We start from the raw sequence: 21,605 nt of genomic DNA on the forward strand, positions 1-21,605 counted from the left end.
AGCGCCGGGTTCGAGAATGTGGCTATCGGGGTCCGGACGGCGGGAGCGTTTCCGTGCCTCCCGGTCCCGCCGGGGCTTCCGTACGGTCCCCGCTATCCGGCCGTCGTCGGCCGGATCGCCGGTCAGCTCTCGGGCTGCTCGATCAGCTGGGCGATGTAGAGCGGCTCGCCGAGCTTCTCGATCAGATCCAGCTGGGTGTCGAGATAGTCGATGTGATGCTCCTCGTCCTCCAGGATGGACTCGAAGATATTCGCCGAGGTGATGTCGCCCTTGGCCCGCATCACCTCCGCGCCCCGCTTGAGCCGGTCGATCGCCTCCACCTCGATCTGCCGGTCCGCCTGGAACATCTCGGTCACGGTCTGACCGATCCGGACATGGAACAACCGCTGGTAGTTCGGCAGCCCGTCGAGGAAGAGGATCCGGTCGGTCAGTACCTCGGCATGCTTCATCTCGTCGAAGGACTCGGCGCGGGTGTACTTGGCGAGCTTCGTCCAGCCGAAGTTGTCCTGCATCTTGGCGTGCAGGAAGTACTGATTGATCGCGGTCAGCTCGGCGGTCAGCTGCTCGTTGAGGAACTCGATGACCTCGGGGTCGCCCTGCATCGCGGCGGCTCCTTCCACAGGAGTGGTGGGTGTGGGCAGGTGCGCGCATCCTCGCATCGTGGTCGATGGCCGTCCAGTAAGTTCCGCCTTAGTGGGAGTTGCCCGAATCGGCCCAGACCCGGTCATGACCACCCCTCCCGGTCTGTCACCATTAGGACATGGGTCAGCCGGAGAGCAGGGATCACCGAGCAGCTGTGGAATCCGAGCTTCCGCCGGGCCAGCGACTGCAGCGGGGCTGGCCCGTCACCCATTACGGACCCGTGCCGAAGTTCCGTCCCGAACGCTGGGAGTTCCGGGTCTTCGGGGCCACCGCCGACGGCGACAAGCGCTGCTGGAACCATGAGGAGTTCTCGGCGCTGCCCTTCTCCACGGTCGTGGCGGACCTCCACTGCGTGACGAAATTCAGCATGCTGGGGGCCGAATGGGGCGGGGTCCCCACACGGGTCGTCGCCGGTCTCGCGCCGCCCGCGCCCGAGGTCACCCATGTGATGGTCTGGGCCGAGTACGGCTTCAGCGCCAATATGAGGCTCGCCGACTTCCTGGCGGAACGATCGATTTTCGCCACGCACAAGGACGGTGAACTGCTCACCGCCGAGCACGGTTTCCCGCTCCGTCTGGTGGTGCCGCAGCTCTACGCCTGGAAGGGCCCCAAATGGGTCCGGGGAGTGGAGTACATGACGGCCGACCGCCGGGGCTTCTGGGAGGAGCGGGGATATCACAATCTCGGCGACCCCTGGCGGGAGCAGCGCTACTCCTACCAGGAGGAGCCAGGGGACGGCCCCGAGCTGTGACGGCCCGGGGCCGCCTTTCGGCCATTTGATTGACTCGTGTCAAAGGCCGGGCGGCAGCGGCTTCGGAGCGATGGGCGGGGGCCCGGGCCGCCCTATCCGGCGCCGGGCCGCCGCTCGCGCAGCCTCTTGAGCAGGGCGATGTCCGCCGCGTACCGCTCCGGGCCGCCCGGTGTCTCGATGATCAGCGGTACGCCCTCGGTCGCCGGATGCCGCAACAGCTCCCGGAACGCGTCCTCGCCGATATGACCGGCGCCGATGTTCTCGTGCCGGTCCTTGTGGGAGCCGTGGGCCTCTTTGGAGTCATTGGCGTGGATCAGCCGCAGCCGCCCCCGGCCGACCGTGGCCACCAGCGTGTCCAGGGCCGAGGCCGCCCCGCCCGGAGCGGCCAGGTCGTGTCCGGCCGCGTACACATGACACGTATCGAGACAGACCCCGAGCCGGGGATGGAAGTCCAGCGCCTCGAAGTACGGGCCGAGGTCCTCGATCCGGGAGCAGAGCGACGCGCCCTGGCCCGCCGTGCCCTCCAGCAGCAGCATCGGATCGTCGTCCGCCGTCAACTCGTCGAGCAGCGGCAGCACCAGCTCCCTGACCTGCGCCAGCGCCGTCTCCCGGGAGCGGCCCCCGGTCGCCGAACCGGTGTGCACCACGACTCCCGGCGCCCCGATCTCCCGGCCCCGGCGCAAGGAGTGCCGCATCGACACCACGGAACGGCGCGCGGTCTCCTCGGTGTGCGAGCCGAAATTGATCAGATACGGGGCGTGGATCCACGGCAGGATCCCCTCGGCCGCGCATCGCTCGCGGAAGGCTTCGTCCTGGTCGGGGCGGCCCGCGGGCGTCGCCCAGCCGCGCGGATTGGCGACGAAGACCTGAACGGTCTCGGCGCCGATCTCACGGGCGGTGCCCAGTCCGGTCGTGGCGAGTCCCCCGGCCACGGGTACATGGCCGCCGACGGGGTTGCGCATGGGTGTTCGATCGTCCTTTCGCGGCCCCGGGGGGTGCCGCTCGCTCTCACCGGCCCGCCGGAGCGGGTCAGAGACCCTTCAGGGTGATGGTGACCGTGCCGCCCTCGGGGGCCCGCTCGTCCGCGCCGGGCGACTGACGGGCGACCGTCTCGCCGAGGAACGGGAACGACTTCTCCACCTTGACCCGGAAGCCCGCGGCCTCCAGCTTCCGGCGGGCCTCGCCCTCCGAGTCCCCGCCGACATCGGGGACCACGACCATCCGGGGCCCCTTGGAGACCGTGAGGGTGACCGTGTCGCCACCGGCCAGCCGGGTGCCCTCGGGCGCCGACTGCCGGGCGACCGTACCGGCCTCCTGCGGGGCGTTCACCTGCTCGGGCGCGACGACCACCTCGAAGCCGACGCCCTCCAACTCGGCCGTCGCCTCGGCGACCGGGTCGCCCGTGACATCCGGCACCTCGACGGGCGCGCCCCGGCTGACCACCAGGGCCACCGCCGAGTCCGGGCTGCGTCCGGCGCCCGCGCCCGGCTCCGTACGGATCACCGCGCCCTGCGGGACCTCGGCGCTGAACTCCCGGGTGACCACACCCGGCGCCAGCCCGACCCCCCGCAGTCTCTCCTCGGCCTTCGCCAGCGGCTCGCCCTTCACGGCGGGCACCCGGACGATCTCCGGGCCCCGCGAGACGACGATCGTCACGGAGCCGTTGCCCCGGATCCGCTCATTGGTCGCCGGGTCGGAGCCGATGACCGCACCCCGCTCGACGGTGTCGCTGAACTCCCGCCGGACGCCCTTCACACCCAGCCCCGCGCCCTCGATCCGCTGCTTCGCCTCGGCCTCGGACTTGCCGATGACGGCCGGGACGCGGGTGAACTGGCCCGAGTTGATGTACCAGACGCCCGCACCGATCCCGAGCACCGCGAGCACGGCCACCAGGATCGTGACCACTCCGCGCCGGGGCAGCCCCGACAGCGGCGACCACCTTCGGCGCGGCTCCCCGGGCGGGGGCGTCGGCGGGGCCGTGAACCGGGCCGTGTGCTGGACCCGCTGCTCGTCCGGCAGCCCGCCGGAGACCCGCGGGATGACATCCGTACGCTCCTCGGAACCGGCGCTCCGGCCCCGTCGGCCGGTCCCGCCGCCGTGACGTCCGGTACGTCGGCTCCGGCCGCCGGTGCCCTCGGCGGTCGCGCCCGCCCCACCCGGCTCCTGGGCCTCCCCGGACCCGGGGGCCTCACCGGGCTCACGGGCGGCGGGCGGCACCAGATCGAGCTGCTCGTCACCCAGGGCCGCCCGTACCGTCCTGACCTGCGAGAGCAGGGCCACGGCATCGTACGGACGGACATCGGGACGGCGCGCGGTCGCACTCGCCACCAGCTCGTCCAGCTCCACCGCGAGCCCCGGGACCCGGCCGGACGGCGCGGGCACCGACGCGTTCAGATGCTGGTACAGCACCTGGGCGGGGGTGTCGCCCGCGTACGGCTTCGCGCCGGTCAGCGTCTCGTACAGCATCACACCGCAGGCGTACACATCGGACCGGGTGTCGGCGGTGCCGTCCTCGATCTGCTCGGGGGCCAGATAGGAGACCGTCCCGAGGACGGAGCCGGTCGTGTTCGTCACCGAACCGACCGCCCGGACCAGACCGAAGTCGGCGACCTTCACCCGGCCGTCGTCCCCTATCAGCACATTCTCCGGCTTGACGTCACGGTGGACGAAGCCCGCGCGGTGCGCGGCGCCGAGCGCCGCCAGCACCGGCTCCAGGATGTCCAGGGCCGCGCGCGGCCGGAGCGCGCCCCGATCCCGCAGCACGTCCCGCAGGGTGCATCCGGCCACGTACTCCATGGCCAGATAGACATAGGCGCCCTCCGCGCCCTGGTCGAAGACGCCCACCACATTGGGGTGCGACAGCCGTGCGACGGACTTGGCCTCCCGGATGAACCGCTCCACGAACGTCGCGTCCGTCGCCAGCGCCGGATGCATCACCTTCAGCGCCAGCTCACGGTCGAGCCGGGTGTCCAGCGCGCGGTAGACCGTGGCCATCCCGCCGACGGCGACCCGCTCGTCCACGCGGTATCGGCCGTCGAGCAGCTGCCCGACGAGGGGGTCCTGGAGGGTCGTGTCCACGCAGCGATTCTACGAGCCGGTACCGACAACCCGGCCGCCGCCGGTGCGGGGGCGGCCGGGACCGGGGCAGGATCGGGCCAGTACCGATGCCGAGCTGTGATGCTCCGGCCGCCGGGCCCGCCGTCCGCGACACGGCTCGGGAGGGGCCGGGTCCGTCTCTTGTGGATCTCGCCGGGCTCGCCTGCCCCGGCACGCATGAAACTCCCTAGAACGCCGGGCGCTCCGGGTCGACCGCCGCCGGTCCGGCGCCGCGCGTGCCGCCCGTACCGTGCCCGGCACCGGCCGGGACCCCGGCTCCGGTCGTCCCGTGACCCTCGTGTTCCTCGTCGGGGGCGAAGGAGGCGACGCCCGTCGTCGGGGAGGACGCCCGGGCGAAGTGGCGGCGCGGGATCCGCCCCGCGCGGTACGCCAGCCGCCCCGCGTCGACCCCGTACCGCATGGCCTCCGCCATCAGGACCGGCTCCTGGGCCCGGGTGACGGCGGACGCCAGCATCACCGCAGCGCAGCCCAGCTCCATCGCGAGCGTCGCGTCGGACGCGGTACCGGCGCCCGCGTCGAGGATCACCGGCACCCCGGCGTTCTCCACGATCAGCCGGAAGTTGTGCGGATTGCGGATCCCGAGACCGGAGCCGATGGGGGAGCCCAGCGGCATGATCGCGGCACAGCCCGCGTCCTCCAGCCGGCGGGCCAGCACCGGGTCGTCGCTGGTGTACGGGAGGACGGTGAAACCGTCGTCGACCAGGGTCTCGGCGGCGTCGAGGAGTTCGACCGGGTCCGGCAGCAGGGTCCGCTCGTCGGCCACCACCTCCAGCTTCACCCACTCCGTGCCCAGGGCCTCCCGGGCGAGCCGGGCCGTGAGGACCGCCTCGCCCGCGGTGAAGCAGCCCGCGGTGTTCGGCAGGATCCGGATGCCCAGCCGGTCGAGGACGGAGAGCACCGAGCCGTGGACGGTGGGATCGACCCGGCGCATGGCGACGGTGGTGAGTTCGGTACCGCTGGCGACCAGGGCGCGCTCGAGGACGTCGAGGCTGGGGGCGCCGCCCGTGCCCATGATCAGCCGGGAGCCGAAGGCGGTCCCGGCGATCACGAGGGGGTCGCGCCCGGCGGCGGGTCCTCCGGTGGCGTCCGTCGAGTCGGGGGACGGTCGGCCGGAGCGGGGCGGGGCGAGTTCGGACATGGTCGCTCAGCCCCCCTGGACGGCGGTGAGGATTTCGACCCGGTCACCGTCGCCGAGGAGCGTGCCGGGCCACTGACCACGGGGAACGACCGCCTCGTTGACCGCGGCGGCGACCCCCGAGGGCGCCGGGGCGACGGTGGCGACGAGAGCGTCGAGCGTCGTACCGCTGGCGAGTTCACGCCACTCGCCGTTGACCGAGACGACCGGGGGAACGCTGTTCATACGAGCTGCTCCTGGGAGACGGGGGCGGCGGAACGGAATCGGTCGGGGGTGAAGGGATGGATCTCCTCGGGAAGGACACCGGTGGCGAGCGTCTCGGCGATCGCGTCCCCGGTCACCGGGGTCAGCAGTACGCCGTTGCGGTAGTGGCCGGTGGCCAGCAGCAGTCCGGGCAGCGCGCTCGGACCCAGCAGCGGGGCGTTGTCGGGAGAGCCGGGGCGCAGCCCGGCCCTGGCCTCCGTCAGCGGCAGTTCGGTGATCCCCGGCACCAGCTCATGGGCGTCGCGGAGCAGTTCGTAGACCCCGCCCGCGGTGACCGTGGTGTCGAAGCCCAGCTCCTCACTGGTCGCGCCGACGACGAGTTCGCCGTCGGCCCGGGGCACCAGATAGACCTGGCTGCCGCGGACCACGGCGCGGACGGTCCTGGAGAGGAACGGGGCGTAGGCGGGGGGCACGGTCAGCCGAAGTACCTGCCCCTTGACCGGGCGTACCGGCGGCAGCGCGTCCGGCGGCAGCCCCCCGAGCCGCCCGCTCAGGCTCCCGGCGGCGAGTACGGTCCGCTCCGCCCGCAGTTCACGCCCGTCGGCGAAGGCCACGCCCACCGCCCGGTCGCCCTCGACCAGCAGCCGGTCCGCCCGGTCCCGCCGCAGCTCCACCCCGGCTCGCTCGCACGCCACCACCAGGGCGGCGGCCAGTCGCCGGGGGTCGACCTGATGGTCCCCGTCGACCCGCAGCCCGCCGCGCACCCCCGGGGCGAGCATCGGCTCCAGCCTGCGGCACTCCCGCCCGGTGAGCCACTGCGACTCCAGCCCGGACCGCAGCTGAAGGGCGTGCAACTCCCGCAGATGGGCCCGGTCGTCGGCGTCGAGCGCGACGGCGAGCGTGCCGCAGGACCGATGGCCGACGGACCGCCCGCTGACCTCCTCCAGCTCCGCGACGAAGGCGGGATAGCGCCGGGCGGACTCCAGATTGAGGGCCAGCAGGGTCTGCTCGCCGTAATGCAGTTCGGTGACCGCCGCGAGCATCCCGGCGGCCACCTCGGCCGCGCCGCCGCCGGGGTCCGGATCGGCGACGGTCACCGCGAGCCCGCGTTGCGCCGCCCGCCAGGCGACCGCGAGCCCGATGATCCCGCCCCCGACGACCAGCACATCGGTCCCGCCGCTCGTGGCCGAAGACGGTTCGGAGGTATGCGACATGGGCGTCCAGCCCCTCCCTTCGCCGGCATGACCCGGATCAGGTTCGTACGGTCGGAGGCCGGCCAGCCTCCCTCTCAGCCCGGTGCGTCCGGGCTCCCGCGAGTGCTTTACGGTGGCCACCCTAACCCCCGTCTCCGACGCCCGGTAAGGCGGACGGACGGGCCGCGCCCCGAGAGCAAGGAGCCCTCAGCATGGCGAGATCGCTGGACGGACTGGTGCTGTCCCCGGTCACCGACCAGGCCCCCGGCCAGGTCGGCACGGCCACCCGGTTCACCTACCACGAGGAGGACGGCCGGATCTGGGCGGAGTACACCGGCGGCGACGTCGTCCGCGGCCATCTGGTGGGCACCAGGGACGGCGACCGCCTCGACTTCCGCTACGTCCAGCTCAAGACGGACGGCGCCACCGCATCGGGCCACTGCGTCTCCCGGGTGATCGACCTCCCCGACGGCCGGGTCCGCCTGGAGGAGACCTGGACCTGGGAATCCCAGCGGGGCGCGGGCACGAGCACGGTGGAGGAACTCCCCCACTAGTCCCGTCCCATCAGGCGCGCGCCTCCGACCCGGCTCCGCCCTTGAACAGGGGCTCGCCTCATCGCAAGGGCGGCGAGAGGGTCAACCAGGGGGCGCTGGGGATCCCCCCGTTGCCGAAGGCATAGGGGGCGGAACCGGGCGAGCGACCACAGGCGGCCGGCGGCCGCCCAGCATGCCCGATCGCCCACGGCGAGGGGCTCAAGGGCGCGGGGAACCGAGGGGAACCGCGCGAGCGCCCCACCGCGCGCGGCCCGGTGTCGAGAGGAAGGGGCACCCGCCGCCGGGGGCAGTCCCGGGCGGGTGCTTATCGTGGAGCCGTGAGCCATCAGACATCCCCCAGAACTCCCCGCGTGGTCGTCGTCGGCGCCGGGATCGCCGGAGTGCAGACCGCCGTCGCCCTGCGGGAGCTGGGGCACACCGGGCCCGTGACGGTCATCGGGGCCGAGCCCCATCAGCCGTACGACCGGCCGCCGCTCTCGAAGGCGGTGCTGCTCGGCACCGCCGAGGGCTCCGCCTTCGACGTGGACTTCGAGGCGCTCGGCGTCGAACTGCGCCTCGGTACCGCCGTGACCGGTGTCCGGCCCGCCGTGCGCGAACTGGACACGGAGGCGGGCCCGGTCCCGTACGACTTCCTCGTCGTGGCGACCGGCGCCGAACCCCTCACGCTGCCCGGTACGGAGGCGGTCCCGGGGGTGCATCTGCTGCGGACCCTGGACGACGCGGCCCGGCTGCGCCCGGTGCTGGAGCGGCGGCACGACATCGTCGTGGTGGGCGCCGGATGGATCGGGGCGGAGTTCGCCACGGCGGCCCGGTCCGCGGGCTGCGCGGTCACGGTCGTCGAGGCCGCGGAGCGACCGCTCGCGGGCGCGCTCCCCGCCGAGGTCACGGCCCCGATGGGCAAGTGGTACGCCGAGGCCGGGGTGGAGCTGGTCACCGGCGTCCGGGTGGCGGCCGTCGAGCCCGGGACGGTCGTTCTGGCGGACGGCCGCCGGATCGCGGCCGGGGCCGTCGTCGTCGGGGTCGGCGCCCGGCCCGCCACGGCCTGGCTGGCCGGTTCCGGTATCGAGACCGGCCCGGACGGTTCGGTCACCGCCGACGAGGGGCTGCGGACCGGAGTGCCCGGTGTGTACGCGGTCGGCGACTGCGCCTCCTTCCCGTCGGACCGGTACGGCCGCCGGATGCTCGTCCACCACTGGGACAACGCCCTCCAGGGGCCGCGTACCGTCGCCGCCAATATCCTCGCCGACCAGGAGGCGGCCGACCGGGCCGCCACCACCGCGGCCGACGCGCCCCCGGAGCCCGCCGTGGCTCCGGCGGTCTACGACCCGGTGCCGTACTTCTGGTCCGAGCAGTTCGGCCGGTTCGTGCAGTACGCGGGCGACCACGCCGACGCCGACACCCTGCTGTGGCGCGGCGACCCGGCCGACGCCGCCACCTGGTCGGTTCTGTGGCTGCGGGACGGCGTCCTGCGCGCCGTACTGGCCGTCGACAGGCCCCGGGATCTCTCCCAGGGCCGCCGGATCATGCAGTCCGGCGGACGGCTCGATCCGGTGGCGGCAGCCGATCCCGAGATCTCTCTCAAGACGGCGGCCCGCTGACCGGCTGATCCCTCCGGGCCCGCGCCGACCTGGTGTTCCAGGGGCGGCGTGGGCCGGATGGCCGCCGCCGGACGGGACTCCCGCTACCCACTGTCGGTCCCAGATGGCACGCTTGTCCTGTGACCGAGATTGACGCAAAGATCGATGCCCTCGTCCCCGCCTGGCTCACCCTGCCCGATATCGCGGAGCAGCTGAACGTCGAGGTGACGCGGGTCAGGCAGCTGGTCAAGGAGGGCCAGCTGATCGCGGTGCGCCGCGGGGAGAACCGGGTGCTCCAGGTCCCGGCCGCCTTCATCAGCGGGGACAAGGTCGTCAAGGGCCTCTCCGGGACCCTGACCCTGCTCAAGGACGACGGCTTCTCCGACGAAGAGATGCTGGAGTGGCTCTTCACCCCGGACCCCTCCCTGCCGGGTACGCCCGCGCAGGCCCTCGGGGAGAACCGAGGTACGGAGGTGAAGCGCCGGGCCCAGGCTCTCGCCGTCTGATCAGACGATCCGGGTACGTGTTCCGGGGCGCCCCGGAACACGCGCCCGTGCCCGTGACTCTTCCCGTGCCGCGCGGCCTGCGGGCCCGACGCCGGGTGCGAAGGACGGGCCGTCCGTCGCGGGGCCGCACCCCGACCGACAGGGGTGCCGCCCCGCGACGGCCTCGCGCGCCCCGCCTCGTACGCCCGCCGCACGTTCCGGGCCGGCTTCCGGGCTCGTCTGCCGGTGCGCCTTTGACGTGTGTCCGAGCGCGCCGCGCGGAAACCGCGTCCCACCGGCGCGCCCGCACCGTGTCCCGCCGACACCGGGCCCGCCCGCCCCGGCCGCCCGCCGATCCATCACCCCTGGGGGGACCCCGATGTCCATGACCTCCGACCGCCGCGCCCGGCTCGCCGACGCCCGGCTCTACCTCTGTACCGACGCCCGCACCCGCCAGGGCGATCTCCCCGAATTCCTCGACGCGGTGCTCTCCTCCGGCGTCGACATCGTCCAGCTCCGGGACAAGGGCATGGAGGCCGCCGAGGAACTGCGGCATCTGGAGGTCTTCGCGGACGCCTGCCGCCGCCACGGCGCGCTGCTCGCCGTGAACGACCGGGCCGATGTGGCGCATGCCGCCGGTGCCGCCGTCCTCCATCTCGGGCAGGGCGATCTGCCCGTACCGGCCGCCCGTGCCGTCCTCGGCGGCGGTAGCGGCGGCGACGGTGGCGGGGTGCTGATCGGCCGTTCCACCCACAGCCGGGCCGAGGCCGAGGCCGCCGCCGTCCAGCCCGGAGTCGACTACTTCTGTACGGGACCGTGCTGGCCCACCCCGACCAAGCCGGGCCGGTACGCCCCCGGGCTCGACCTGGTGCGGACGACGGCCGCCCTCGGGACCGACCGGCCCTGGTTCGCCATCGGCGGCATCGACGAGGAGAACCTGGACGAGGTGCTCGACGCGGGCGCCCGCCGGATCGTCGTGGTCCGGGCGATCACCGAGTCCGACGACCCGGGCGCCGCGGCGGCTCGTCTCAGCCGACGGATACGCACCCGCTCCCAGCAGCCATGATGTAAAACAGGGGTGTCCGAGGGGCGGACTCGGGTTGGGCGACCCCCGCACCCCGGCTAGCCTGCGACTATGGCCCTAGGAACAGCATCGACCCGGACGGACCGCGCGCTCACCGTGCGCGATGTGCTCGCGACCGGCCGGACCTCCTACTCCTTCGAGTTCTGGGCTCCCAAAACGGAGAAGGGTGAGCGGAACCTCTGGAACGCGCTGCGGCGCGTCGAGGCCGTGGCGCCGAGCTTCGTCTCGGTCACCTACGGCGCGGGCGGTTCGACCCGCGCGGGCACGGTCCGGGCCACGGAGCAGATCGCCTCGGACAGCACCCTGACCCCCGTGGCGCATCTCACCGCGGTCAACCACTCCATCGCCGAACTGCGGAACATGATCGGCCAGTACGCGGACGCCGGTATCCGCAATATCCTCGCCGTCCGGGGCGACCCGCCGGGTGACCCGATGGGGGAGTGGGTGCCGCACCCCCAGGGGGTCACCTACGCCGCCGAACTGGTCCGGCTCATCAAGGAGTCGGGCGACTTCTGCGTCGGCGTCGCGGCCTTCCCCGAGATGCACCCCCGCTCCGAGGACTGGGACACCGACATCCGGCACTTCGTCGACAAGTGCCGCGCCGGGGCCGACTACGCCATCACCCAGATGTTCTTCCGGCCCGGGGACTATCTCCGGCTGCGCGAGCGGGTGACCGCCCGGGGCTGCGACACCCCGATCATCCCCGAGATCATGCCCATCACCAGCGTCGGACAACTGGAGCGATTCGCCCAGCTCAGCAATGCCGCGATCCCCTCGGAGCTGAAAGAACGGATCCTCTCGGCCAAGGACGATCCGGCCGCTGTACGCTCCATAGGTATCGAGTTCGCGACGGAGTTCTGCGCGGAGCTGCTCTCGGAGGGTGTGCCGGGGCTGCACTTCATCACCCTCAACAACTCCACGGCGACGCTCGAGATCTACGAGAATCTCGGACTGCACGAGCAGGTGTGATCGGCCGTACCCGACAGCGGCCGGAGGAGAGGGGCGGGGATGGGTCTTACGGTCCTCTACATCGCGTTCGGCGTCGTGGCGCTGTGGCTGCTGGGTGAGGTGCTGCTGCAGTACAAGGCCCGGCTGCGCTGGCGGCTGCTGGCCTTCGGCGGCTTCCTCACCGTCGTCCTGGGCGTCCTGGTGGCGTCCCGTGTGGTGATCGCCCTCGGCACGATCGCCTTCGCGGTGGGGCAGACGTATGTGACGCTCTCGTTCCGGAAGGGCTTCTCCACCGGCTGGGCGCTCGGCGGCCGTCCGGGGGCGAGCCGCCGCCGCAAGGACGGTCCCAGGGAGCCGTCGCTGGAGGTCAGCTCCGTCGAGGAGACCCGGCCGCGGTACGACGACGGGCCCGACGCGCTCCACCCGTCCGGTGCCCCGGGGGCCGGCGCGGCGTCCGCCGGGGACACGATGGTCCACGGCTTCCCGGCCGTCGACCATGATCAGGACCACGACCGGGCGCCGGGCCCCGACTCCGGACCGGCACCCGTCTACGAGCCGCAGCCCATGCCCGACGACACCGGCCAGTACGGGGTCTACGGCGACGGCTCCTACGGGACCGCCGCCCACCAGGACGGCGGCCACACCGAACCCGGGCAGGACCCGGGTTCGTACGACGGCGATCCGGGCGCCTACGACGGGGGTTACGACCCCTACTACGCCCAGCAGCCCGCCCCCGACGGCGGCGCCGGAGCCCCCGGCGGCTACGACTTCGCCCCGGATCCCCCGCAGTACCCGGCCTATACCGACCCCTACGCGGGTGGCCAGCAGCAGTACGCCCCCGGTTACGACGGCGGCGGCTACGACAGCTTCGGCAACCCCCAGCAGCAGCAGTACGGCCAGGACCCCGCCGCCTACTACCAGCAGGAGGGGTACACGGACACCCCGCCCGGCGGGGTGTGGATGCCGCAGCAGCGGGACACCGGGGCCCCCGGCGGGCCCGGCGAGGAACAGCCGCCGTACGACCAGGGCCAGGGCCACGACAACGAGCCCCAGCAGTACCGCTACTGACCCACGGTCCGGTCGCCCGGTCCCGGCCCCTCGGGTCCGGGGCCGGAGACGGGCACTCCCGACGGCCCGCGGCAGCCGGAAGGCGCCGACCCGTGCCGGGGGCAGGCGACAAGCCACCCGCCCCTACGCGTTCGGCCCGGCCCGCCCGAAAACGGCCCGCCCGTGGGGTGTCACACCCGCCGGGCCCCGGCCCGCGCCCTAGGCCGTGTCTTCAAAATCCCGCCTGGCCCGCGACGCCCGGCACGCACATTCGCCGCGTTGTCGGGATTTCCCAAGTACGTCCAGTACGAGGGAACCCCTCCGCCTTGCGACTGCACGCACCGGACGCCGCGGGCCCCGCCCTTCGGGCGGACGGCGCCATTTTGAAGACACGGCCTAGCGGGAGCCCTGGAAGCCGGGTCCCTCCACGATCAGCCCCGCGACCAGTGCCCCGGACATGCCCGCGTGCGGCAGACCGCCGCCCGGATGGGCCCGGCCGCCGACCAGATGGAGTCCCGGCAGCCGGGTGGTGTTCGACGGGTGGAGCCAGCGGCCCCCCGGCCCGGCCAGGGCGGGCGGCGGCACTGTCCCCGTCTCGGCGGGCGTCAGTACCTCGTGCCAGAGCAGCCGCTCCCGCAGGGCGGCCGGACCGCCGAGATCAGGGTCGGCGGCGGCCGTGTCGATCAGCACCTCCGCGTACCGCTCGCGCAGTGCCTTGTCCGTCCAGTCCGGGCCGGTACCCGGCCCGGTGACCGTCGCCGTCAGGGTCACGGCCTCATGGCCGTCGTCCGGACGGGTCCGCGGGTCGCGGGGGCGCAGCACCGTCACCGTCGGCCGGTCGGCGAGCCGCCCGCCGAAGACGGCCGCCGCCTCCGCCGCCGGGTCGGGGGAGTGGACGACACTGCGATGGGCCACCCCGTCCCCGGCCGCGCCCCGCAGCGCCAGCAGTACGGTGAACCGGCCCGGCAGCCCGGGCCCCCGCGGCCGGACGTCGTCGTCGGCCCAGAGGTCGCGCCCGGCGAGAGCCGCGGCGACATCCGCCCCGGCGACCACATGGTCGGCTTCGACGGCCGTGCCGTCAGCGAGGACGATCCCGGCGGCTCTGCCGTCCCGGACCTCGATCGACGCCACCTCGGTGTCGAAGACGAACTCCACCCGGCGCTTACGGCACCGGTCGTGGACCGCGCGGGCCAGCTCGCGCAGCCCGCCCTCGACGTACCAGGTCCCGAACGTCTGCTCCATGTACGGCAGGAGCGCGGCCCCGCCCGGAGCGTGCCGGGGGTCGAGACCGTACGCCAACACGTACCAGGACAGCAGGGCGGCCAGCCGCGGCTCGGCCAGCTCCCACGCGCCGATCTCGGCGATAGTCGACGCCTGCCGGGTCCGCAGCAGCGCCCGGCGGCGCGGCGCGGGATAGGGATCGCGCTCCAGCACCCGCCAGTCGGACCAGAGGGGTTCCTCCAGCAGCGGGCGCCGGGAGCGGTCCCAGGCATCCCTCGCCCGGGACAGGAAGTCGCCCCAGCGCTCGCCCGCGCCGCCGCCGAGCGCCGTCTCCAGCGCCGAGACGACCCCGGCGCGCGAGGCGTCCGGCAGGGCCACGGCCGTGCCGTCGGCGAAGAGATGGCGGCTCGCGGGGGAGACCGGGACCAGTCCGACACACTCCTCCAGCGGCTCCCGGCCGGTCTTCAGGAAGAGGTCCCGCCAGACGGCGGGCAGCTGGACGAGCCCGGGGCCGGTGTCGAACGCGAAACCGTCGCGCTCCAGCACGCCGAGCGCGCCGCCGTACGTCCCCGAGCGTTCGTACACCGTCACCCGGTGGCCGGCCACGGCCAGCCGGGCGGCGGCCGCCATGGCGCCCATCCCGGCGCCGATCACCGCAATCCTTGCCATGCCCGTGACTCTATCGACCGCCACTGACAACCCGGCCGCCCACCCGTCCGGCCCGGTGGCCGGGCCTACGCGTGTGCCGGGTGGGACGACGGAGGTCTGAGTACGGATACCTAGCCGGGCAGATGAGTACGGGCGCGGATGGGGCGGCCGGGCTCGCCGGGAGAGAGTGGAGACACCGAAGGGGAGAGCGCCGGAACCGCCGACACGGGGCTGCGGAACGGTGCGATTCCCGGAGGTAACGGGGTGCAGTACGGAGAACCTCCCCGGAGGTTCTCCGAGACCGCGGGGGAACAGCGGTCACGGGGGGCCGGGGGTCCACGGGGATCCGGAAGGAAGGACGCCCGGCAGCGGGAAAACAGGGGGAACGGCCGTGTGCCGGTCCACCCGGGCACGGACGGCGAGCCCGGGCGGACCGGCACCGTCGCCCGTGCGGCCACCGGAATCCGGCCGCACGGGCTTCCGGCCGTCCGTCACCCGCCCCTTCCCGGGCGTTCCGACACACTCGCGGTCGTCCGCGCCCGACTCCCGGCCGCCTCGCGACAACGGGGCGTATGCCGCCTCGCCGCGGCACCGCCGCCCGTACCGTCGTCAGCGGCCGCCGACCCGCCCGTGCAGCAGCCGTGACAGCGCCGCGTGCACCTCGTCCAGGGACCGCTCGGGCTGGAAGGACTGCCAGTCGAGCGCCGCCACCAGCACCATGCCGACCAGGGCCGCAGCGGTGAGCGGCACATCGATCTCGGCGCTCAGCTCGCCGCCCTCGACGGCCTCCGAGAGCACCGTCTCCACCACCGCCACCGCCTGCTGGCGCACCACCAGCAGCGTGTCCTGCCAGGCCCGGTTGGTGCGCCACAGTTCGGCGACGTAGAGCTGGGTGAAGGCGGGGTAGCGGTCGATGAAGACCAGTCCGGCCCGGATCATCGCGTCCAGCGCCTCGACCTTGGAGCCGCCGCGGGCCGCGGTCTCGTCGGCGGCGTTCTGCAGGGACGCCGTCAGCAGGCCCACGCCGTATCGCAGCAACTCCTCGAACAGCTCGGTCTTGCTCTTGAAGTTGTAGTAGACCGTGCCCTTGGCGACCCCGGCACGCTCGGCGATCTCGTCCACCGTGGTGGCGGAGAACCCCTGTTCGGCGATGAGGGTCACCGCGGCTTCGTAGAGCTTGGCCCGGGTCGCCCGGCGGCGGGTACTGGTGCTGTCCATGGCGTCCATGGTGCCGATTCTCACAGGTCCCCCAGGTCCGGTAGCACGCCTTGCGCTGCCGGTCTCATCTGGTGATACCGGGGCCGCCGTACGGCCGGGCCCGGCACCGCGGCGAGCCTGTGACCAGCCCGGTCCGGCACCCGGGCGGGTGCCGGACCGGCCGTTCGGCGGGGCGCGGGGTCACAGACTCAGCTCGGGATGGAGCCGGTCCAGCGTCCATACCTGCTTACGGCGCGCGGTGAGCGCGGTCAGCGCCAGGGCCCCGGCGGTGAAGGCGAGCAGGACCGCCGTCGCCTGCCACACCGGCTGGAGATCACCGCCGGTGATCAGCCGCCGCAGCGCCTCGACCACATGACTCATCGGCAGGAACGGATGGATCGCGTTGAAGAACCCGGGACTGGTCTCCACGGGATACGTACCGCCCGCCGAGGTCAGCTGGAGCATCAGCACGGCCAGGACGAGGATCCGGCCCGCCGCGCCGAAGCGGGCGTTGAGCCACTGCACGATCGCCGCGAAGCAGCCGACGACCAGGGTGAGGAAGGCGATCGTGGCGAGGCCCCGGACGGGTTCGAGCCCCGGCCCCCAGCGGAGGACCGCCATCAGCGCGGCCAGCTGGGCGAGACCGATCCCCAGTACGGGCAGCCAGCCCGCGAAGGCGATCCGCCACGGGGAGGCCCCGGCGGCCAGGGCGCGCCGGTTCATCGGCTGAATGATCATGTACGCGACCATGGCGCCGACCCAGAGGGCCAGCGGGATGAAGTACGGCGCGAAGCCGGTGCCGTAGTTGGGTGCCGCGTGCAGGGAGCTGTTGGCCAGCTTGACCGGATCGGCCATCACCTCGGTACGGAGGTCGCGGTCGCCCTTGTCGTGGTCGGGGATCTTCCCCACGCCGTCGTTCAGCCCGCCGGCCAGCTCCGACGAACCGTCGACCAGCTTGAACAGACCGCCGTCGAGATCTCCGGCGCCTTTCTTGAGCCTGCCTACGCCGCTGTTCAGCTCGGCGGAGCCCGACGCGGCGTTCGTCAGCCCGCCGTGCAGGGTCTTCGCGCCGTCGGCGACCTTCTTCGCGCCGGTGTCCAGGGCGGCGACCCGGGAGACGGCGGCGGCGAGGTCCTCGTCCAGCCGGGGCGCCGACGCGGCGAACCCGGCCGCCTTCTTCTGGAGGTCGGCCAGTTCGCCGTCGAGTTTCGAGAGGCCCGCCTTGTTCCCGTTGACGACCGACTCGACGTCGTCGGCGACACCGGAGACGGCGACCGCGGCGTCCCGGGCCCGCCGGAGCGTGTCGCACAGGGCGGGGTCGGGGGTCTCGCCCCGCTCGCAGCGGGCGGTGTGCGCGGCGGTTAGATCGGCGGCCGAGGTACGGGCCCCGGCCGCGGCCGTCGGCGCGTTCTTCGCCAGCTCGGCCAGCCGGGTCCGCAGGGTGCCCGCGGTCTCGTCGACCAGCCGGGCCGCGCCGCCGATCGCCGCTCCGTCGTCCTTCAGATAGGGGCGGACCCCGGCGGCCAGCCCGTTGACCTTGTCGGACAGCGCGCGGGTGCCCTCGGCGAGCTTACGGCTGCCGGACTCCACGTCCCGGGCGCCGTCGGCGAGCCGGGTCAGCCCACCGGAGAGCTTTCCGGCGCTGTTCTCGGCGTTCTTCAGACCGTCCGCGAGATCGGCCGAGCCCTTCTTGGCCGCCCCGATGCCGCCCTTGAGGTCGTCCGCGCCCTTGGCGGCCTTCTCGGTGCGGTCGTGGATGTCCGAGAAGGAGATGAAGATCCGGTCGAGGAACGACCGGGACGCCTCGGTCGACGCGGCCGTCCTGACCTCGGAGAAGACGGTCCGCGAGAGCTGGCCGACGATGTAGTTGTTGGCGTCGTTCGTCCGCACCTCCAGGGCGCCGGTCTCGGGCGTGTCCCCGGCACCGGAGACGACCCGGCGGCTGAAGTCCTCGGGGACGGTCAGCGACAGGTAGTACGTCCCGTTCTCCACGCCCTTCCGGGCCTCGTCCGCCCCGACCTCGTGCCAGCTGAAGACGTCGCTGTCACGGAGCCGCCCGGCGATCTCGTCGCCCGCCGCCACCCGCTCACTGCCGCTGGTGGTCCCGGTGTCGGCGTTGACCAGGGCGACCGGGACGCGGTCGAGCCTGCCGTACGGATCCCAGAAGGACCACAGGTACAGCGCGCCGTAGAGCAGCGGCAGCAGCACGATCGACACGATCGCGGCCCGGGGGAGCCTGCCCCGCCCGAACCGCTTCAGCTCAAGCGCGGCCAGCCTCGGCGTGCGCATCGGGCGTCCCCTCCCCGTGGTCTCCGCCGGACCCGGTGTCCTCTGTTGTGTCGGTGTCGGTGCCGGTGCCGTCCGGCCGGACCGGCGCGTCGTGCGCGGGAACGCCGGTACGGACGACCGTGGTGCGTTCGGCGGCCCCGGCCTGGCTGCACACCGCGAGGACGGTGGTCCCCGCGTCGGCCACGGACCGCAGCAGGGCCCAGGCGGCGGCCCGGTCGGCGGCCGGGAGCTTCAGATCCGTGTCGTCGACGGCCAGCAGCCGGGGCCGGCCCATGAGCGCCAGCGCGATCGACAGCCGGAGCGCCTCGAGCCGGGCCAGATCCCGTACGGGGGTACGCTCCGCCGACGGCAGCGCGGCCGGGTCGAGACCGGCGGCCTCCAGGGCCGCCGCGATCCGGGTCCGCGCGGCGGCGGCGCGCTCGGCGCGGGGACGCAGCAGGGACCGCAGCGAGTCGTCGAACCGCCGCTGGAGCAGGGCGCGCTCCCGCAGATGCTCGTCGACGGTGAGCGCCGGATCCAGCTCGCTCACACCGGGTACGGGGCCGAGGGCGCTGCTCTGCCGGACGGCGGCCATCTTCCGGGGCAGCGGCAGCCCGCCGATCTCGGCCCGGCCCTCGGTAGGCCGCATCCGGCCGGTGAGCGCCAGCAGCAGACAGCTGCGGCCCGAGCCGGACGGGCCCTCGACGGCGATCAGGGAACCGGGCGGGGCGTCGATGCCGACCGAGCGGAAGGCCCAGCCGCGCGGGCCCCTCACTCCGAAGTCCTCGGCGACGACGGCCGCCCCTCCGGGGCCGGTCATGGGCTCTCCCCCTCCTGGAAGCAGTCGGCCAGCTTTTGAACTGACTGGTCAGTGCAAAAACTATCGCGAACCATGATCCAGGCCAAAAGCGCAGGTCAGGCCGGATTGTCAGTGGTGGCATCCACCATGGACACCAACGGCCACCGAGCCGTCACACGACGACAGGAGGTTCGTCATGGCCAGTCACCACGCGGCAGCCGCGCACCGGCGCCGTGCCACCGGCCCTGTCCCCTCACTGACCGGACCCGCGAGCGATGTGCACCCCGTGCTCCGTCGCTCATCGGCCCCGCCCGCCGCCCTCGACCTGCTCGCCCAGGCGAGGGCCGGACTGGCGGAGGCCGAGGGCCTCCCGACTCCGAACGAGCGCTACGCCACCGCGCACCTCGCCGCCCTGCGTACCGCCGCCGCGGTGCTCGCCGCCCGGGGGTATCCCGACAATCCGCCGCCCGCCCGGGGCGCGACGCCCCGCCGGGGCCGCCGGGGGGCGATCCGCAGCGCGTGGGAGCTGCTGCCCGAGGCGGCCCCCGAGCTGTCCGAATGGAGCGCGCACTTCGCGGCGGGCGCGGGCCGCCGCGCCCGGGCCGAGGCGGGCATCCGGGGCGCGGCCGGCCCCGGGGACGCCGAGTCCCTGCTGCGGGACGCGGGCCTCTTCCTCCGGGTCGCCGAACGGCTGCTGCTGCTCCGGCCCCCGCTGCCACGCCCGAGGGGTGACCTCTCGCCACCCGACCACCCCGCCTGACCGGCGCCCCGCCATCCGGGCCGCGCCGGGCGGCGCGAACATGCTTCAGCCCCCGCGCGCGGCCCGGGTGCCGGGGAGGCGGTGAAGCCGCGGGCCGTGGTCGGCGGGGGCGCGTACCGGGGCGCGGCCGGTTCGAGGCCATAGGGTGGGGTTCGTCGTCCGCCGGACGAACACCAGCGTGGCCGCCGCCAGCCGGCCGCGCGCCGTCCGCCGCCCGCCCGGCCGTACACCGCGACCGGGCCGGAACCGCCCGAGGAGTCAACTGCCGTGCCCGACCAGGCCCTCCGTGGGGAGAACCCGTCGCGCCCGCCCCGCGCCTCCCTGCGCACCTCCGTCGTGTGGGAGGTGCTCAAGGACGCCATCGACCGCCGGGCCCAGGCCACCGGATCGTCCGTACTCGACGTGCTCGACACCGGCGGCGGCAGTGGCGCCTTCGCCGTGCCCCTGGCCCAGCTGGGCCACCGGGTGACCGTCGTCGACCCCAGCCCGAACGCCCTCTTCGCCCTGGAGCGCCGGGCCGCCGAGGCCGGGGTCGCCGAGCGGGTCCGCGGCGTCCAGGGCGATGTGCACGGCCTCTTCGACGTCGTGGAGCGCGACGCCTACGACGTGGTGCTCTGCCACGGTGTCCTGGAGTACGTGGACGACCCGGCCGAGGGTGTACGGAACGCGGTCGACGCGCTGCGCCCCGGAGGCGAGCTGAGCCTGCTCGCCGCCGGACTGGGCGGCGCCGTGCTCGCCAGGGCGCTCGCCGGACACTTCGCCGAGGCCCACCGGGCCCTCACCGACCCCGCGGGCCGCTGGGGCGAGGGCGACGCCGTGCCCCGCCGGTTCACCGCCGAGCAGCTCACCGGACTCGCCGAGGGCGCCGGGACCGAGCCCGGCGCCGTCCACGGCGTACGGGTCTTCGCGGACCTCGTCCCGGGGGTCCTGGTGGACACCCAGCCGGGCGCGCTGGACGCCCTGCTCTCCCTCGAAGCCGCCGCGGCCGAGCTGCCCGCCTTCCACTCCGTCGCCACCCAGCTGCACGTCCTGGCCCGGAAGCCGGGCTGATCAGCGACGCAACCGCAGACGGAGTACGCCTCGGACCCCCCGAACGAGTCGTTCGCACCGTATGATCGAGGGACACCATCCGGCATGACGGATCGGAGGTCGGGGAATCAACGCCTCAACAGCCGAGCCGCCGTGGCGGCCCGAACCAGCGAATTGACGTACTGACTTAGAGGGCGGGTTTCACGGGGGCGATTCCCTGCCTATCCTGAAAGGGCCGCATACGGTCGCCCCCGCGGCCGACGACTAGGAGGACTCCGTGCCGCTCTCGGAGCACGAGCAGCGAATGCTCGAGCAGATGGAGCGAGCGCTGTACGCCGAAGATCCCAAATTCGCGACAGCGCTTGAGGGAAGCGGGCTGCGTACGTACACCCGGCGACGGGTCTACCAGGCGATTGCCGGCTTCCTGGTGGGTATCGCGCTCCTCATGGCCGGAATGGTCGCACAGCAGATGATCTGGATCAGCGTGGTGGGCTTCCTCGTCATGCTGGGCTGTGCGGCTCTCGCGGTCACCGGCTGGCGCAAGGCGCCCAAGCCGGGCGAGAAGCCACCCCTGGGTAACGCGACGGGCGGCACCGACCCCCGTCGCCATCCCCGTCAGAGCCGTCAGCGCAAGTCGATGATGAACCGTATCGAGGAGCGGTGGCAGCGCCGCCGCGACGAGCAGGGCCACTGAGACGATCCGTTCCGCGCGAACGGTAGGCGCGGCCCGGTCCGCATCACCTCCGTGCGGTGGGCCACGCCCTCGGCACCGGCCCGGTCCGGAGTTCTCCCGAGACCCCGTCCCCCCAGGTGACGGGGTCTTCTCCTGCCCCGGCCCGGCCGTGTCACCCTCCGCACCCGTACGGCCCCGGCCACCCGGCCCCGCTCGCCGCGCACATCGTGGAACCGTGAGAGGGCCGCCCCCGCAACCGCGGGGCGGCCCCTC

Annotated in this window: 19 protein-coding genes, 1 pseudogene and 1 riboswitch; of the genes and pseudogenes, 10 read left to right on the forward strand and 10 right to left on the reverse strand. The window is 73.6% G+C overall.

The window, feature by feature from the left end:
- Nucleotides 1-122: 122 nt before the first annotated feature.
- Complete coding sequence (bfr, locus tag AB0G74_RS12310; protein ID WP_361144023.1) at nt 123-602, reverse strand: bacterioferritin; 480 nt, start codon at nt 600-602, stop codon at nt 123-125.
- A gap of 158 nt (nt 603-760) precedes the next feature.
- Here bfr and AB0G74_RS12315 point away from each other — a divergent pair, with 158 nt between their 5' ends.
- Nucleotides 761-1,393 (forward strand): sulfite oxidase-like oxidoreductase, encoded by a 633-nt coding sequence (locus AB0G74_RS12315; protein WP_361144026.1) that lies wholly within the window; start codon nt 761-763, stop codon nt 1,391-1,393.
- A gap of 92 nt (nt 1,394-1,485) precedes the next feature.
- Here AB0G74_RS12315 and AB0G74_RS12320 read toward each other — a convergent pair whose 3' ends face one another.
- The 5 genes and pseudogenes from AB0G74_RS12320 to thiO form a co-directional block, all read right to left on the reverse strand.
- A complete protein-coding gene (locus AB0G74_RS12320; RefSeq protein WP_361144029.1) occupies nt 1,486-2,355 on the reverse strand; it encodes a deoxyribonuclease IV in 870 nt (289 codons plus the stop codon).
- A 67-nt stretch (nt 2,356-2,422) separates the two neighbouring features.
- Nucleotides 2,423-4,471 (reverse strand): Stk1 family PASTA domain-containing Ser/Thr kinase, encoded by a 2,049-nt coding sequence (pknB, locus tag AB0G74_RS12325; protein WP_361144033.1) that lies wholly within the window; start codon nt 4,469-4,471, stop codon nt 2,423-2,425.
- A 340-nt stretch (nt 4,472-4,811) separates the two neighbouring features.
- A pseudogene (locus AB0G74_RS12330) lies at nt 4,812-5,648 on the reverse strand (thiazole synthase); the annotation flags it as partial.
- A 6-nt stretch (nt 5,649-5,654) separates the two neighbouring features.
- Nucleotides 5,655-5,870, reverse strand: a complete 216-nt coding sequence (gene thiS / locus AB0G74_RS12335; RefSeq protein WP_361144036.1) for a sulfur carrier protein ThiS — start codon at nt 5,868-5,870, stop codon at nt 5,655-5,657.
- Entirely contained in the window at nt 5,867-7,063 is a 1,197-nt protein-coding gene (gene thiO / locus AB0G74_RS12340) for a glycine oxidase ThiO (protein WP_361144039.1), read from the reverse strand. Before thiO ends, thiS begins: the two co-directional genes overlap by 4 nt.
- Nucleotides 7,061-7,173, reverse strand: a riboswitch (TPP riboswitch). It overlaps the preceding gene by 3 nt.
- An 81-nt stretch (nt 7,174-7,254) precedes the next feature.
- Here thiO and AB0G74_RS12345 point away from each other — a divergent pair.
- The 6 genes from AB0G74_RS12345 (at nt 7,255) to AB0G74_RS12370 (ending at nt 12,758) form a co-directional block, all read left to right on the forward strand.
- Nucleotides 7,255-7,596, forward strand: coding sequence for a hypothetical protein (locus AB0G74_RS12345; protein ID WP_361144041.1), 342 nt, complete (start codon nt 7,255-7,257; stop codon nt 7,594-7,596).
- A gap of 317 nt (nt 7,597-7,913) precedes the next feature.
- On the forward strand, nt 7,914-9,194 hold the full coding sequence (locus tag AB0G74_RS12350) for an FAD-dependent oxidoreductase (RefSeq protein ID WP_361144044.1): 1,281 nt from the start codon (nt 7,914-7,916) through the stop codon (nt 9,192-9,194).
- A gap of 119 nt (nt 9,195-9,313) precedes the next feature.
- Complete coding sequence (locus AB0G74_RS12355; RefSeq protein WP_358823792.1) at nt 9,314-9,679, forward strand: Rv2175c family DNA-binding protein; 366 nt, start codon at nt 9,314-9,316, stop codon at nt 9,677-9,679.
- 364 nt (nt 9,680-10,043) lie between these two features.
- A complete protein-coding gene (gene thiE / locus AB0G74_RS12360) occupies nt 10,044-10,724 on the forward strand; it encodes a thiamine phosphate synthase (RefSeq protein WP_361144163.1) in 681 nt (226 codons plus the stop codon).
- Between the two features lie 69 nt (nt 10,725-10,793).
- Entirely contained in the window at nt 10,794-11,711 is a 918-nt protein-coding gene (gene metF, locus AB0G74_RS12365) for a methylenetetrahydrofolate reductase [NAD(P)H] (protein WP_358823791.1), read from the forward strand.
- 39 nt (nt 11,712-11,750) lie between these two features.
- Nucleotides 11,751-12,758: a hypothetical protein gene (locus tag AB0G74_RS12370; RefSeq protein ID WP_361144049.1), complete on the forward strand. Its 1,008-nt coding sequence runs from the start codon at nt 11,751-11,753 to the stop codon at nt 12,756-12,758.
- A gap of 375 nt (nt 12,759-13,133) precedes the next feature.
- Here AB0G74_RS12370 and AB0G74_RS12375 read toward each other — a convergent pair whose 3' ends face one another.
- The 4 genes from AB0G74_RS12375 to AB0G74_RS12390 all read right to left on the reverse strand — a co-directional run bounded on the left by AB0G74_RS12375 (nt 13,134) and on the right by AB0G74_RS12390 (nt 18,891).
- Nucleotides 13,134-14,627 carry an NAD(P)/FAD-dependent oxidoreductase gene (locus AB0G74_RS12375; RefSeq protein ID WP_361144051.1) on the reverse strand — a complete coding sequence of 498 codons (1,494 nt, stop codon included), beginning with the start codon at nt 14,625-14,627 and terminating at the stop codon, nt 13,134-13,136.
- A gap of 588 nt (nt 14,628-15,215) precedes the next feature.
- A complete protein-coding gene (locus tag AB0G74_RS12380; protein ID WP_361144054.1) occupies nt 15,216-15,824 on the reverse strand; it encodes a TetR/AcrR family transcriptional regulator in 609 nt (202 codons plus the stop codon).
- Between the two features lie 180 nt (nt 15,825-16,004).
- Nucleotides 16,005-18,092 (reverse strand): YhgE/Pip domain-containing protein, encoded by a 2,088-nt coding sequence (locus AB0G74_RS12385; RefSeq protein ID WP_361144057.1) that lies wholly within the window; start codon nt 18,090-18,092, stop codon nt 16,005-16,007.
- Nucleotides 18,064-18,891 carry an ATP-binding cassette domain-containing protein gene (locus AB0G74_RS12390; RefSeq protein WP_361144059.1) on the reverse strand — a complete coding sequence of 276 codons (828 nt, stop codon included), beginning with the start codon at nt 18,889-18,891 and terminating at the stop codon, nt 18,064-18,066. Before AB0G74_RS12390 ends, AB0G74_RS12385 begins: the two co-directional genes overlap by 29 nt.
- Before the next feature lie 175 nt (nt 18,892-19,066).
- On the opposite strand from AB0G74_RS12390, the gene AB0G74_RS12395 reads away from it, so the two are divergent.
- The 3 genes from AB0G74_RS12395 to AB0G74_RS12405 all read left to right on the forward strand — a co-directional run bounded on the left by AB0G74_RS12395 (nt 19,067) and on the right by AB0G74_RS12405 (nt 21,353).
- Nucleotides 19,067-19,630 carry an SAV_6107 family HEPN domain-containing protein gene (locus AB0G74_RS12395; protein ID WP_361144062.1) on the forward strand — a complete coding sequence of 188 codons (564 nt, stop codon included), beginning with the start codon at nt 19,067-19,069 and terminating at the stop codon, nt 19,628-19,630.
- 267 nt (nt 19,631-19,897) lie between these two features.
- Complete coding sequence (locus AB0G74_RS12400) at nt 19,898-20,680, forward strand: methyltransferase (RefSeq protein ID WP_361144065.1); 783 nt, start codon at nt 19,898-19,900, stop codon at nt 20,678-20,680.
- A 256-nt stretch (nt 20,681-20,936) separates the two neighbouring features.
- Nucleotides 20,937-21,353, forward strand: a complete 417-nt coding sequence (locus tag AB0G74_RS12405; protein WP_361144068.1) for a DUF3040 domain-containing protein — start codon at nt 20,937-20,939, stop codon at nt 21,351-21,353.
- Nucleotides 21,354-21,605: the final 252 nt, after the last annotated feature.

Source organism: Streptomyces sp. NPDC020875 (assembly GCF_040641415.1).
Taxonomy (GTDB): domain Bacteria; phylum Actinomycetota; class Actinomycetes; order Streptomycetales; family Streptomycetaceae; genus Streptomyces.

Coding starts and splice junctions, on each gene's coding strand:
- bfr (WP_361144023.1), bottom strand. CDS start 602: ATGCAGGGCGACCCCGAGGTCATCGAGTTCCTCAACGAGCAGCTGACC.
- AB0G74_RS12315 (WP_361144026.1), top strand. CDS start 761: ATGGGTCAGCCGGAGAGCAGGGATCACCGAGCAGCTGTGGAATCCGAG.
- AB0G74_RS12320 (WP_361144029.1), bottom strand. CDS start 2,355: ATGCGCAACCCCGTCGGCGGCCATGTACCCGTGGCCGGGGGACTCGCC.
- thiS (WP_361144036.1), bottom strand. CDS start 5,870: ATGAACAGCGTTCCCCCGGTCGTCTCGGTCAACGGCGAGTGGCGTGAA.
- thiO (WP_361144039.1), bottom strand. CDS start 7,063: ATGTCGCATACCTCCGAACCGTCTTCGGCCACGAGCGGCGGGACCGAT.
- AB0G74_RS12345 (WP_361144041.1), top strand. CDS start 7,255: ATGGCGAGATCGCTGGACGGACTGGTGCTGTCCCCGGTCACCGACCAG.
- thiE (WP_361144163.1), top strand. CDS start 10,044: ATGACCTCCGACCGCCGCGCCCGGCTCGCCGACGCCCGGCTCTACCTC.
- metF (WP_358823791.1), top strand. CDS start 10,794: ATGGCCCTAGGAACAGCATCGACCCGGACGGACCGCGCGCTCACCGTG.
- AB0G74_RS12370 (WP_361144049.1), top strand. CDS start 11,751: ATGGGTCTTACGGTCCTCTACATCGCGTTCGGCGTCGTGGCGCTGTGG.
- AB0G74_RS12375 (WP_361144051.1), bottom strand. CDS start 14,627: ATGGCAAGGATTGCGGTGATCGGCGCCGGGATGGGCGCCATGGCGGCC.
- AB0G74_RS12380 (WP_361144054.1), bottom strand. CDS start 15,824: ATGGACAGCACCAGTACCCGCCGCCGGGCGACCCGGGCCAAGCTCTAC.
- AB0G74_RS12385 (WP_361144057.1), bottom strand. CDS start 18,092: ATGCGCACGCCGAGGCTGGCCGCGCTTGAGCTGAAGCGGTTCGGGCGG.
- AB0G74_RS12390 (WP_361144059.1), bottom strand. CDS start 18,891: ATGACCGGCCCCGGAGGGGCGGCCGTCGTCGCCGAGGACTTCGGAGTG.
- AB0G74_RS12395 (WP_361144062.1), top strand. CDS start 19,067: ATGGCCAGTCACCACGCGGCAGCCGCGCACCGGCGCCGTGCCACCGGC.